Source organism: Leuconostoc pseudomesenteroides KCTC 3652 (genome assembly GCF_014634745.1).
In the GTDB taxonomy this organism is placed as follows: domain Bacteria; phylum Bacillota; class Bacilli; order Lactobacillales; family Lactobacillaceae; genus Leuconostoc; species Leuconostoc pseudomesenteroides.
Genome location: NZ_BMBP01000001.1, coordinates 278,263 through 291,613 on the forward strand (window position 1 = coordinate 278,263; position 13,351 = coordinate 291,613).

Genomic DNA, 13,351 nt, shown 5'->3' on the forward strand with positions numbered 1-13,351 from the left:
AAAAGGAGAACAAACATGGAAGCACTTGTGTTAACTGGTACAAAAAAATTAGAGGTTGAAAACATTGAACAACCTGAGGTAAAGCCGAATGAAGTGTTGATTCATACAGCATTCGCTGGTATTTGCGGTACTGATCACGCTTTGTATGCCGGTCTTCCTGGCTCAGCCGATGCTGTGCCACCAATCGTTTTGGGGCATGAAAATTCTGGTGTTGTAGCTGAAATTGGTTCTGATGTTACAAACGTTGCGGTGGGTGATCGTGTCACAATTGATCCCAATATTTACTGTGGTCAATGCAAGTATTGCCGTACAGCACGTCCAGAGCTTTGCGAAAACTTGTCTGCAGTTGGTGTAACACGCAATGGTGGCTTTGAAGAATACTTTACTGCGCCCGCATCAGTTGTTTACCAAATTCCAGATAATGTTTCACTTAAGTCAGCTGCCGTGGTTGAGCCGATTTCATGTGCTGTTCACGGTATTCAACTTCTTAAAGTGACACCATACCAAAAGGCATTAGTTATTGGTGACGGCTTCATGGGTGAACTCTTTGTTCAAATTCTGCAAGCTTATGGCATTCACCAAGTCGACTTGGCTGGTATTGTTCCTGAAAAGCTTGCTATGAACAAAGAAAAGTTCGGCGTGAAAAATACGTACAATACAAAAGATGGCGACAAAATTCCCGAAGGCACTTACGATGTTGTTGTTGAAGCAGTTGGCCTACCACAGACACAAGAAGCCGCAATTGAAGCCTCAGCTCGTGGCGCTCAGGTTTTGATGTTTGGTGTTGGCGGTCCCGACGCAAAGTTCCAAATGAACACTTACGAAGTCTTCCAAAAGCAATTGACGATTCAAGGATCATTTATCAATCCAAACGCATTTGAAGACTCATTGGCATTGTTATCATCAGGCAAGTTAGACGTCGAATCGCTAATGTCACACGAATTAGATTACCAGACTGTTGATGACTTTGTGAATGGCAAGTTAGGTGTCGTTTCAAAGGCAGTCGTTAAGGTTGGTGGCGAAGAGGCATAAAATGGCACAAAACGCGCAACATCATAATCCGCGAAGCATTTCAATGAGCAAATCACTTATGTTTTTTGCCATCTCATTGATTTTAAATGCGATGGGAAATGTTTTGACGCTCGTCACAGCTTCACATATAAAACCCGCTTTTTTGGGATCAGCTTATTGGACTGCTGCAGAGGCTAATCTAGGTCAAGCTTTATTAGGAAATAATTCACTTGTCTTGTTTTGGGCATTTTTAGTTCTTGGCATGCTTATTTCATTCCTGAATGCGTTATTAATGAAAAAGTTAGATTGGCATCGTATCATTGGTAATTTCTTGTTTATGTTACCATTTTCAATTTTTATTCAATGGTTTTCAAATATTTTCAATCAAATTATGCCAAATGCTAATTCAGTGGCAGCAACTGTGTTATATACAGTAATTAATTTTATTGGTGTTGGCTTGATCGCCGTTGCTATTTCGATTTATCAACGTGTGAATTTAGTGTTACACCCTGCCGATGATTTGATGCAAATTTTACGTTTCAAATATTTTCACGGGTCGGCTTTCAAGGCTATGTGGGCGTCCTATATTCCGCCAACGATTTTTGCAATTATTGCCTTTGTGATCACTTTCCCTAATTTGTATAATTTCGGGTTAGGAACTATTTTTGCATTCTTATTCCAGGGTGGCATCACAGGAATCGCGGACAAGTACGTCTTTAAGAATTTAAAGCATCAGGCAATAGATGTTGGTAATTAACGCAATTATTACGTAAAATGAACATATCAGTAGCAATACTACTAGAAAGGTATTATTATGACATTTTCAGATTATTACAGTGGTGTACAACACATTGGTATTCCCACATCATCTTTGACACAATCAGAGGCTTTTTGGACGAAATTAGGATTTAAAAAAACTGGCGATTTTCCTGCTGGTAAAGTTATCTTCATGCAGCGTGACAATTTAGTCATCGAAACTTGGGCCGGAGATGAAGTTGTTGGTAAACCAGGTGCAATCAATCATATTTCAATGGATACAACTGATGCTGATGCTGCTTTTTCGGCAGCAAAGTCAGAAGGGTTTGATTTGCTTAACACGGAAGTGCAACATTTACCATTTTGGGAAAAAGGAATTAAATTCTTTAACTTGCAAGGACCCGATGGCGTTATTGTAGAGTTTTGCGAAATAGTTAAATAAGCAAAAAGCGCCTTTTGGCGCTTTTTAATTCTATAATTAAATCGACAAAAAATGCGCACAATACTGTGCGCATTTTTCAGTCAGTTGTAGTTGTTTGAACAGCAGTTTGTAAATGGCTGATGTAGTCATAAACTCCTTGTCCAGCCAAGCCGCCATCACCAACAGCTGTCGTAATCTGACGCAAATCCTTGACTCTGACATCTCCTACTGCAAAAATGCCAGGAATTGTCGTCTGCATCTTATCATCAGTTAATATCCATCCCTCAGAGTCAGTAATGTCTAGATTTTCGAACCCTTGATTGTTTGCTTTTAGGCCAACATAAATAAAGGCACCAGCTGCATCAATATGCGATTTTTCCTTTGTTTGATTATTGATAACATCCAGTCCTGTGACTTTGTCATTATCACCAGTAATCGCTTCTACTTCTGTATGCCACATAAATGACATCTTTGGGTTCGCAAATGCCCGATCTTGAATAATTTGTTGGGCACGCAATTTATCACGGCGATGTAGAACAGTAACAGACTTTGCCAGGTTAGTAAGATAAAGTCCTTCTTCAATTGCCGAATCTCCACCGCCAACAACAACAACATCCTCATCACGGAAGAACGCACCATCACAGACTGCACAATAACTCACGCCACGACCTTGATATTCTTCCTCGCCATCGGCTCCTAAATGAATATGCTCAGAGCCCGTCGCGATGATAACCGCTTTGGCAACATAATCGTCCATGTCAGTATGAATATACTTCAAGTCATCCTTTAATTCAACACGTTCGACTGTCCCAAAACCATATTCCGCACCAAATTGTGTTGATGATGAGTACATTTTTTCAGCTAAGTCGGGGCCTAAAATCGAATCAAAACCAGGATAATTTTCAACTTCTGCCGTATTATTCATTTGCCCACCGTAAATCCCGCGATCAAGCATTAGAACTGATAAATTGGCACGTGAAGCATAGGTAGCTGCTGTCATGCCGGCAGGACCTGCTCCAACGATAATAACATCATATATTTTAATATTTTCTGGCATCATTACACCTACACTTACTTTTTGTTATGACTATTGTACTCGTTATTATAGAAAATGTCGAGGGCAAAACCTGTCATTAAATCGTTTAATGATTAATATGAAAAAACGAGAGCTAGTCTCGTTTTTTAGTAATTAAAGTTTGGCCGCTAACTCCTTGATATAAGCACGCAGTGCATCTTTAGTCTGTGGGTGTTTCAAACCGAATTCAATGTTTGTCTCTAAGAAACCAATCTTTGAGCCAATATCGTAACGACTACCCTTGAATTCATGAGCATAAACGTGTTGGCGATTATTCAAAGAATCAATTGCGTCTGTCAATTGAATTTCATTGCCCTTGCCAGGCTTTGTGTTTTCCAATTCTTCAAAAATTTCTGGTGTTAACAAGTAACGTCCAATAATTGCCAAATCTGAAGGTGCTTCTTCTGGCTTTGGCTTTTCCACAAAACTCTTAACACGGTACAGACCGTCGTCGTTCACTTGAGCCGCTGGATCAATCACACCATATTCTGATACTTGATCATGAGGCACTTTCATGACGGCCAAAGTTGATTCTCCCGTTTCTTCATATCGATCAATCAACTGCTTTGTCAGTGGCACCTCATCTTGCATCAAATCATCACCAAGTAGCACAACAAAAGGTTCATCACCAATGAAAGCCTTGGCCGTCAATACAGCGTCACCTAGGCCTTTAGGATGTGATTGACGTATGAAATACATATTGATATCTGTTGTTTCTTCAACAACCTTGAGCAAAGCATCTTTACCTTTTTCGCGCAAATTATTTTCCAATTCAGGATTTGAATCAAAATGATCTTCAATTGAACGCTTTGACTTACCGTCCACGATAACAATATCTTCAATACCAGATTCAATTGCTTCTCTTACAATATATTCAATTGTTGGTGTATCAACAATTGGTAGCATTTCTTTTGCTAATGCTTTTGTTGCAGGTAGAAAACGTGTACCTAACCCTGCTGCTGGAATAATTGCCTTACGTACTGGTTTCATAATTTTTCTCTTTTCTTTAATCTTCACTTCGCAAATTTCGTTGCATTAATTGTGTAATCGCATTTTGCAACGGCAGTTGTTCATACAATACTTGATAAATTGCTTTTGTAATGGGCATATCCACTTGATGTTGTACAGAAAATTCATAAACAGCTTTCGTCGTGCTAACACCCTCAATGACCGTTCCCATGGTGTTTTCCACTTCAGCTAGCGATTTGCCGGAACCTAATTCTCGACCTGCTCGATAGTTTCTGGAATTTGGTGACATGCCTGTCACAATCAAATCACCAATGCCTGCCAACCCCAAAAACGTTTCTGGCTTAGCACCCATTGCCTGACCTAACGCGCGCATTTCTACTAATCCCCGTGTTAGCAATGCCGCTTGGGCATTAGCGCCATATCCTAACCCGATTAATGCCCCTGAACCAATCGCGATAATATTTTTTAACGCAGAAGCTAATTCAGAACCCAATAAATCGTGGTTCGTATATGGTCTAAACACATCATTTGCAAAAACTGATTGCATTAATTTGGCTGCATTAGGATCATCACTAGCAATTGAAACAGCTGTCAAATCATGTTTGATAACATCCTCAGCGTGTGACGGGCCCGATAACATGGCCAAAGCTGTACGGTATTGTGCCGGTACTTCTTCGGACAGCATCTCTGAAATACGTTTAAATGTAACAGGTTCTAATCCTTTTGTTGCATGCGCTAAAATAACACGATGGTTTTGTTTTACCAAAACATCTGCTAATTGATGTGCAACTTGGCGAACTGCTTTAGTTGGCACAACACTTAGTACAATATCGACGTCTGAGACCGCTAGTGCCATATTATCAGTGGCCATCAAGTTATCATTTAATATTGCTGTTGGTAGATATTTCTGATTTGTATGCTGATCGCTTATTTCTCTGGCTTGAGCAGGGTTATGAGTCCACAAACGAACGTCCTGGTTATTTTCAGCAACAACATTAGCCAAAGCTGTTCCCCATGATCCAGCACCTAATATGGCAATTTTAGTCATTTTTTTCACCTGCTGCATCAATCTTTTCATTTTTCGCCATTTCGGCCGTCATGCGTTGTTCTAATGTTTGTAGCGCGTCAATTCCCATATTTGCTGTTCTAAATTTAACAGCAGCTGCATCAATCACACTGGCCGTATTACGTCCTGGGGTGACCGGTACAACCATGCGCTTGATTTGAACACCCATGATTTCTAATGAATCATTATCATTTCCTAATCGGTCAAAATTAGCTTCACCAATTTTTCCATTTGAAAGATGAATGTTCAAAGCGATGGTGGCATGCGACCGAACGGATACGGCACCATAAACTTGCTGAACATCAATAATGCCCACACCACGAACTTCCATCATGTTTCGCAAAACACCATTGGGTTCACCGATTAAGCGTTCTTCATCTTCTTGATAAATATCAACACGATCATCAGCCACTAACCTGGCTTTCCCTTGTTGAATTAATTCAAGCGCAGATTCCGTTTTGCCAATGCCCGCATCTCCTGTAATCAATACACCAAGACCATGAACATCAATTAAAACACCATGGACGTTTTCTCTTGGGGCCAGTTGCCCACCCAGATAATAAGTCATATTTGATAAAATACGAGATGACGTCAACGTTGAAGTCAAAATCGGAATATGTGCTTCCTCTGCCGCTTGCTTTAATTCATCACTAATCGGTAAGCCTGTTGAGACAACAAACGCTGGTGTTGTCTTATCGGCCATTCGTCGATAAACCATCAACAATTCGTCATGATTCATACGTTCTGAAAAGGATGTTTCTGTTATGCCTAACAACTGAACACGTTCTGGTGCATAATAGTTGAAATATCCGGTCATTTCAAGACCGGGACGTGAGATGTCAGCCGTCGTGATTTCTCTGTCAAGAAACTGCTCACCTGAAACAATTTTCAGGCGCGTGTTAGCCACTAGTTGTTCTACTGTTACTGAGTTTTGTGCCATTTTAATTTCTTTCTACTTGCACATGCAAATCATTGGTTAAAATTGTATTGATAATTGATAGGATGAAAGCAATCAACATTGCCCAGCCGAAACTGGTAAATTCAAAGCCACCAACGAGATTAGCCGTTATTTCAAGGAGAAACGCATTAACAACGATGGCAAAAAATCCGAATGTTAAAATAGTTAACGGCAATGTTAAAACCGTTAAAATCGGCTTGATGATAGCGTTTAATATTGATAATACAAACGCTGCAAACAATGCCGAAACCCAATTATCAACTCGAAATCCAGAAGTGAATATCATTGATAAAACCAAAAAACTTAACATGTTTGTTGCTAATCGAACAATAAAGCGCATTTAAACCCCCGTAAAATTTTCTATGAAAACGGTTACTATATTGATACAATAACACTTTCACATTACAATTATACCAAATGTAGACTATAAAAAAAAGCGCCTTACAGACGCTTGACTGTTAAATAAAGAAATTGTAGCCTGGATTCAATTCGATGATCTTACCAGTACGCTTATAGACAATCCATTCTGCAATATCAGTCGTGTAATCACCAATACGTTTCAAGTAACCAGCAATCACTAAATAATCAGCAGCAGAATCAACCAAATCAGCATTTTCTTTCATACCATTTACGGAATCAGTTCTGACTTTAGCAGCACTTTGTGACAACTTATGGTTAGCTTCAGCTATTGATTCAGCACCGAGGGCATCGTTTTTAACATAATATTCCATCACTTGAGAAACCATATTGGCTACCATTTCTCCGATAACCCCAAGTTCTTGTTCAATGCTAGCAATATGCTTTGTCCCTTTCACTCGAATAGTTGAGTTAGCAATATTACGTGCCTGATCACCCATTCGTTCTAAAACCGAGACAGCTTTCAAAATTGTGACAATTTCACGTAAATCTGTGGTCACAGGTTGATATAGTGCAATCATCTCAAAGGTTTTCTTTTCAATAGCAGCTTCTCGTTCATTAATTTGATGATCATTTTCTAAAATTTGACGCGCACCCTCGCGGTCATGATCCACAAATGACTGAACAGCTTTTTGAATAGTTTGAGACACTAGCATACCCATTTCTGTAAATGAGCTATCTAAATCTGCTAATTCTTCATCAAATAATCGACGCATAACAAACTCCTCCATGACTTTGTATAGTGTGGTCTTGCAATTTTTTTGGTTTTAATTAACCAAAACGTCCAGAAACATAATCTTGTGTTTCTTGCTTTTGTGGATTAAGAAAAATGTGCTTCGTCTGATCAACTTCAATCAGATCCCCACTCAAGAAGAAAGCAGTACGGTCAGAAATTCTTGAAGCTTGTGACATTGAGTGTGTCACAATAATCATGGCATAATCTTCTCTTAATTTCAACAATGTTTCCTCGATATTACGACTCGAAATAGGATCCAATGCTGAAGTTGGTTCGTCAAGTAAAAGTAATTCTGGTGACATTGCTAATACACGTGCAATTGAAACACGCTGTTGCTGCCCACCAGACAACCCCAATGCCGATTTGTGTAAATCATCTTTGACTTCATCCCAGACTGAGGCTTGCTTTAATGAGCGTTCTACTGCTTCATCTAATACTGCTTTGTCTTTAACGCCATCTAAACGCAATCCAAAAATAACGTTTTCATAGATTGAGAATGGAAATGGGTTAGGTTGTTGAAAAACCATCCCGATTCGCTTGCGTAAATCAACTGTGTCAGTCGTTGGTGCATATATATCAGTCCCATTGAAATTAAATGAACCTGTTACAGTCACACCATCTTCCAAATCGTGCATTCGGTTTAATGCGCGTAAATAGGTAGTTTTCCCTGAACCAGAAGGACCAATTAAAGCTGTGATTCCCTTGTTTGGAAAGTCCAAATCAATACCATGTAGGGCTTCTTTTTGACCATACCAAAGACGAACATCACGTGTGGATAAAATTGTTTTTTCTTGTTTGTCTGTCATCCGAAATTACCTGATATATAATCATTTGTCAAAGCAACTTTAGGTCGCGTAAATATTTTACGTGTTAAATCATATTCAATGACTTTACCTAAATGGAAGAAAGCCGTGTAATCACTGATACGGGCAGCCTGTTGCATGTTATGTGTCACAATGATGATTGTGTATTGATTTTTTAATTCAATCAATGTGTCTTCAACCTGAGCAGAAGAAATTGGATCCAACGCGCTTGAGGGTTCATCCAGCAAAAGAATATCGGGCTTTAGTGCCAAGGCACGTGCAATAACCAATCGTTGCGCCTGTCCACCTGACAAGGCTAAGGCTGATTTATTTAATTCATCTTTAACTTGATCCCACAATGCCGCTTGTTTTAAACTGGTTTCAACTATTTCGTCAAGTTGTTCTTTCGTGTAGTTGCCACGTTGCGTTAGCGCGAAGGTTATGTTGTCATAAATTGATTTAGCAAATGGATTGGGTCGTTGGAAGACCATACCAATGTGACGACGCATCTCATAAACATCAATATTTTTAGTGTTAATGTCAACACCACGATACATAATTTGACCATTAACAGTAGCAACATCGTCGTTCATACGATTCAAAGATCTCAAAACTGTTGACTTACCAGAACCAGACGCACCAATAAGGCTCGTAATCTTATAGCGTTCAAATTCCAAATCACCTTCACTCAAAGCGAGGTTATCGCCATAAGACACTTGTAAGTCATGTGTAGAAATTGCAATTTCATGCTTGTCAGAAGCCATATTATAGATATAACGTTCGGGAGCGTCTTCTCTAATAAAATCACTGGCAGGTTTAAATTCAAAGTTAGGATTTGTCATAGTCGCCTCACGAACTAGTTAGTTTCTTATACAACTTGGTACCTAATTTACGCGCACTAAAGTTGAACAGTAATACAACAATAATTAACACTGCTGATGCACCCGCAGAAACTGCGTTAACATCTGGCATGATGCCTTCAGAATTAATTTTCCAAATATGAACTGCTAAAGTTTCTGCTGGACGCATTGGATTCAAGGGACTTGAAATATTGAACGGATTCCAATCCCCAAAGTTCAAAGCTGGTGCAGATTGTCCAGCAGTATAGATTAGTGCGGCAGCTTCACCAAATACACGACCTGCTGACAGAACAACCCCTGTCACAATTGAAGGCACAGCCGCTGGCAAAATTACATGTAGAACCGTTTCCCAACGTGACAATCCCAGTGCAGATCCCGCTTCACGTTGTAAGTCTGGAATTTGAGCCAAACTTGTCTCAATCGAACGTGTTAACAATGGTAAATTAAACAAAGTTAATGCAATGGCACCAGACAAAATTGAAAATCCCAATTTGAATTGAACAACGAACAATAGAAAACCAAACAAACCAACAACAACAGATGGTAACGAACTTAGAATTTCAATTGCCGTTCGGACAATCGCTGTAAAATAATTTTTCTTAGCATATTCATTTAAGTAAATTGCTGCGCCCAATGCGATTGGGAAGCTAATTACCATAGCCAAAATCAATAAATAAAATGAGTTAAAGAGTTGCACACCTACACCGCCACCCGCCTCAAAAGCTCGGGCCGGTGAAGTCAGAAAATGCCATGACAAGTGTGGTACTCCTCTTACGAGGATAAATGACAGCATCGCAAACAAAATTAATGCGACAATACCTGAAATGGCATAAATAAAGCCGGTGGCTATTTTATCAGCAGTTTTTGCTTTCATTACTTCATCGCTCCTCTACGTCCAATTGCACGCACAATTAAGTTAAATACCAATGACATGATTAACAAAATCATTGCCAAGGTCCATAATACGTCATTCTGTAATGATCCCATGACAGTATTACCAATTCCCATCGTCAAGACAGAAGTTAATGTTGAGGCAGGCGTCGTCAAACTGTGTGGCATCAGAGCAGCATTTCCAATAACCATCTGAACCGCCAAAGCTTCACCAAATGCTCGGGCCATTCCAAATACAATGGCCGTCAGTATTCCAGGTGTTGCAGCCCGTAAAACAACCTTGTAAATCATTTGCCAACGCGTAGCACCAATCGCTAAAGCAGACTCGCGATAATGGCGTGGCACAGATCTCAATGTGTCGACGGTCATCGAAGTAATAGTTGGCAAAATCATAACAAAAAGTACAATTGTACCTGACAAAATACCAAATCCTGAACCACCCGCAATTGTTCTTATAACTGGCACAACGACCGTTAAGCCAATAAAACCATAGACAACTGATGGGATACCAACCAATAATTCAACAATAGGTTGCATAATTTTGGCGCCGCGCTTTTGTGCAATTTCAGTCATGAACAAAGCAGTACCGATTGCAAACGGTGTTGCAACAATGGCTGCCAAGAACGTTACTAAAAATGAGCCCAAAATCATTGGCAAAGCCCCAATATAAGGCTTTTTAGTTGCAGGATCAGTTACAGAAGGATTCCATGTTGTGCCAAATAAGAAATCTTTCACATTGACACCATCTTTATAAAAAGTGGACAGGCCGCGACTCAAAACGAAAACGAAAATTGAAACAACAACGATTGCAATCAAGATCAATGCTGTCATGCTGATTGCACGACCAATAGTATCTTTTCGAGTTGATTCAGAGCGTTGCATTAGTTTTTTTGTGATATTATCCATGTTTTCTCCACGGTGAGTGTTGTTGCGCAATCAGCGTCAGCAACGAACACGCTTATTTTTCAACCACTTGACCATTAACATTACGACTAATTTTCATATCATGAATTGAAATATAGCCCAGCTTTGGAACCAAAGTAGATTGAATTTTTGTTGATGTGAGATATTTTAAAAATTTACTAACCTGAGCATCGGGTTTCCCCTTAGTGTAAACATGCTCATATGACCAAATGGCGTATTTTCCAGTGGCAACATTTTGATTATTAGGTTTTATGCCGTTAACACTAGCAGCTACAACAGATGAATCGATGTAGCCAAAAGCAGCATATGAAATCGCACCAGGCGTTGTTGCAACGATCGAACGTACCATACCTGACGAATCTTGCTCCTGCGCTGAGATGCTTTCAGCACCATCTAAGGCCCATTTTTCAAAAGTCGCCCTTGTACCAGAACCAGTTGCACGATTGATAATGACAATGTCAAGGTTTTTACCACCCACTTCTTGCCAGTTCGTTATTTTACCGGTAAAAATAGCTTTTAATTGCGCCGTTGATAGATTTTTGACCCCATTGTCTTTATTTAACAAGGGTGCTATACCGACAACAGCAACCTGATGATCTACTAACTGGCTGGCTTTAATGCCTTCTTTTTCTTCAGCGAAAACATCCGAATTACCTAAATCTACGGCGCCTTGAGAAACTTGACTGAGCCCTGTTCCCGTACCACCACCTTGAACATTAATAAATGTACCAAGATTTTCTTTAGCATATTCTTCACCAGCCGCTTCAACAAGTGGTTGAAGTGCGGTCGATCCAACAGCTGTGATTGAAGTGCCAGATGCGCTTTGATCACGCGTGGCATAAGCTGTTCCGAGTGCTGCAACAATAGCCACGACAACGATTGAAGATACAATCGCGCCGCGATGTGATTTCGACATGTTTAATGCCTCCCAAGATTTACTACTACGTTTTAATTATCTTAAACTTGTGTAAATATCAGAACGCCTTTTTGTAAAGTTTGTGTAAAGGAATTTAAAATATGGAAACTATATGTTCTCTTTTATGGACTGACATCACGATTTATAAGTTCTATAATTTTTTAAACACAAAAAAAGAAGATAGTCACAATATCTTCTTTACAAAGGCAACGTCAGTGTAATAGTTGTTCCAACGCCTACTTGAGATTTCACTTGCAGTTGACCGTTATGTTTGGTCACAATTTCGTTTACTATTGCCAGCCCAAGACCAGTACCACTGGCAATTTTGCGCTGTCTAGACTCGTCACCACGATAGAACCTTTCAAAAATACGTGATTGTTGACTCAAAGGAATACCAATCCCAGAATCTCGAACACTTAAAGTCCATTGTGATTTATCTTTTTTGGCCGTCACCCACACTTCACCATTTTCAACATTGTACTTCACGGCATTAGTCAATAAATTTTGAATAATCGTCGTGGCATCTTCAGAAACACCCACCACTTCGAATCTATCTGCAACATCATTGTGAATTTTAACGCGTTGACTATTAATTTTTTGAATTTGTTGATTGATAATTTCAGAGACTTTAATCATTGACACTTCTCCATCAGCCTTATGTTTGAGACGAGACAGAGACAAAATATCATTTACTAAATCAGAAAGACGCTGCGACTCATTTGCTACGATTGTCAAAAACTGAGCTCGCGTTTTAGGGTCATCCCCGGCAGGGCCTTGTAACGTTTCAACAAATCCCGTGATCGCAGTCAGCGGTGTTTTAAACTCATGCGAAGCGTTGGCCAAAAAGTCTGCCTGCATACGTTCAATTTGCAAAACACTCGTCAAATCATAAAGCATAATCATGACTTCACCCTCTGCGCCAGATTGATGGTATAGTGTGCTGGCATCGTATTGACGCGTTTCGCCATTGATTGTTAGGTTTAGAATTGATTGTTGCTTTGATTGTGTATTAAATGTTTGGCTAATTAACTCCGATAATGTAAATTGACGAATTATCAAATTTTCTGAAATCGGTAATTTTGGTAAAGAAACCCCCAATAAATCAGCAGCTTTCTGATTAAAAACATCAATCGTATGATGTCGATCAACATTGATCACGCCAACAGGTAAGCTAGTAAGTAATGTTTGATAATTGCCAACATCACGTTTATTATCATATTGAGAATGCCGAACATATGTCTGTAATGCGTTAAAAGATTGCAACAAGTCATAGTAAGGTGATTCAGGTGATACTAATACACCTCTAGGTGTCTCGCCGTCTAACGTGTCCTGCATCCTTTTTTTCATCACAGCTAATTCAGTCGCATCACTCATTTCCCAAAGTTGAGAGAGCCAAGCCTCGACAATTGAAATCAAAATCACAATAAAAATTAAAGCAGTCAAAGTCTGCCTTGTCAATGACACTATTTGAGTTAAGGAGATCAGTAAAATCAAGTTTAAACCCAAAATAATAATGAATTTTTCAAATTTATTTTTCATACGTTTATC

Annotated in this window: 15 protein-coding genes; 3 read left to right on the forward strand and 12 right to left on the reverse strand. The window is 39.4% G+C overall.

The window, feature by feature from the left end; all coding sequences use genetic code 11:
- Nucleotides 1-15 precede the first annotated feature (15 nt).
- Genes IEU65_RS01360 through IEU65_RS01370 form a run of 3 tightly spaced genes read left to right on the forward strand, consistent with a single transcriptional unit; the run spans nt 16 to nt 2,209 of the window.
- Nucleotides 16-1,032, forward strand: coding sequence for a zinc-dependent alcohol dehydrogenase family protein (locus tag IEU65_RS01360; protein ID WP_010281376.1), 1,017 nt, complete (start codon nt 16-18; stop codon nt 1,030-1,032).
- 1 nt (nt 1,033) lies between these two features.
- Nucleotides 1,034-1,768, forward strand: coding sequence for a DUF6198 family protein (locus tag IEU65_RS01365; RefSeq protein WP_010281371.1), 735 nt, complete (start codon nt 1,034-1,036; stop codon nt 1,766-1,768).
- Between the two features lie 57 nt (nt 1,769-1,825).
- Complete coding sequence (locus tag IEU65_RS01370) at nt 1,826-2,209, forward strand: VOC family protein (protein WP_010281368.1); 384 nt, start codon at nt 1,826-1,828, stop codon at nt 2,207-2,209.
- 76 nt (nt 2,210-2,285) lie between these two features.
- Here IEU65_RS01370 and trxB read toward each other — a convergent pair whose 3' ends face one another.
- The 12 genes from trxB to IEU65_RS01430 form a co-directional block, all read right to left on the reverse strand.
- The gene (gene trxB / locus IEU65_RS01375) at nt 2,286-3,245 is read right to left on the reverse strand and encodes a thioredoxin-disulfide reductase (protein WP_010281365.1); all 960 of its coding nucleotides are present in this window, start codon (nt 3,243-3,245) and stop codon (nt 2,286-2,288) included.
- A 132-nt stretch (nt 3,246-3,377) separates the two neighbouring features.
- Nucleotides 3,378-4,253, reverse strand: coding sequence for a UTP--glucose-1-phosphate uridylyltransferase GalU (gene galU / locus IEU65_RS01380; protein WP_010281362.1), 876 nt, complete (start codon nt 4,251-4,253; stop codon nt 3,378-3,380).
- Nucleotides 4,254-4,269: 16 nt separating this feature from the next.
- A complete protein-coding gene (locus IEU65_RS01385; protein ID WP_188352214.1) occupies nt 4,270-5,280 on the reverse strand; it encodes an NAD(P)H-dependent glycerol-3-phosphate dehydrogenase in 1,011 nt (336 codons plus the stop codon).
- Nucleotides 5,273-6,238 carry an HPr(Ser) kinase/phosphatase gene (gene hprK, locus IEU65_RS01390; RefSeq protein WP_139967127.1) on the reverse strand — a complete coding sequence of 322 codons (966 nt, stop codon included), beginning with the start codon at nt 6,236-6,238 and terminating at the stop codon, nt 5,273-5,275. The genes IEU65_RS01385 and hprK overlap by 8 nt, the downstream gene beginning before the upstream one ends.
- Before the next feature lies 1 nt (nt 6,239).
- The gene (locus IEU65_RS01395) at nt 6,240-6,596 is read right to left on the reverse strand and encodes a phage holin family protein (RefSeq protein ID WP_010281350.1); all 357 of its coding nucleotides are present in this window, start codon (nt 6,594-6,596) and stop codon (nt 6,240-6,242) included.
- Between the two features lie 118 nt (nt 6,597-6,714).
- The gene (gene phoU, locus IEU65_RS01400) at nt 6,715-7,389 is read right to left on the reverse strand and encodes a phosphate signaling complex protein PhoU (protein ID WP_004913284.1); all 675 of its coding nucleotides are present in this window, start codon (nt 7,387-7,389) and stop codon (nt 6,715-6,717) included.
- A gap of 55 nt (nt 7,390-7,444) precedes the next feature.
- Complete coding sequence (gene pstB / locus IEU65_RS01405; RefSeq protein WP_010281342.1) at nt 7,445-8,215, reverse strand: phosphate ABC transporter ATP-binding protein PstB; 771 nt, start codon at nt 8,213-8,215, stop codon at nt 7,445-7,447.
- Nucleotides 8,212-9,054: a phosphate ABC transporter ATP-binding protein PstB gene (gene pstB / locus IEU65_RS01410; RefSeq protein WP_010281338.1), complete on the reverse strand. Its 843-nt coding sequence runs from the start codon at nt 9,052-9,054 to the stop codon at nt 8,212-8,214. Before pstB (IEU65_RS01410) ends, pstB (IEU65_RS01405) begins: the two co-directional genes overlap by 4 nt.
- 7 nt (nt 9,055-9,061) lie before the next feature.
- Nucleotides 9,062-9,946 (reverse strand): phosphate ABC transporter permease PstA, encoded by an 885-nt coding sequence (pstA, locus tag IEU65_RS01415; protein ID WP_010281335.1) that lies wholly within the window; start codon nt 9,944-9,946, stop codon nt 9,062-9,064.
- Nucleotides 9,946-10,869, reverse strand: coding sequence for a phosphate ABC transporter permease subunit PstC (gene pstC / locus IEU65_RS01420; protein WP_010281332.1), 924 nt, complete (start codon nt 10,867-10,869; stop codon nt 9,946-9,948). The genes pstA and pstC overlap by 1 nt, the downstream gene beginning before the upstream one ends.
- A 52-nt stretch (nt 10,870-10,921) precedes the next feature.
- The gene (locus IEU65_RS01425; RefSeq protein WP_010281329.1) at nt 10,922-11,803 is read right to left on the reverse strand and encodes a phosphate ABC transporter substrate-binding protein PstS family protein; all 882 of its coding nucleotides are present in this window, start codon (nt 11,801-11,803) and stop codon (nt 10,922-10,924) included.
- 198 nt (nt 11,804-12,001) lie between these two features.
- Nucleotides 12,002-13,342: a sensor histidine kinase gene (locus IEU65_RS01430; protein ID WP_010281327.1), complete on the reverse strand. Its 1,341-nt coding sequence runs from the start codon at nt 13,340-13,342 to the stop codon at nt 12,002-12,004.
- Nucleotides 13,343-13,351: the final 9 nt, after the last annotated feature.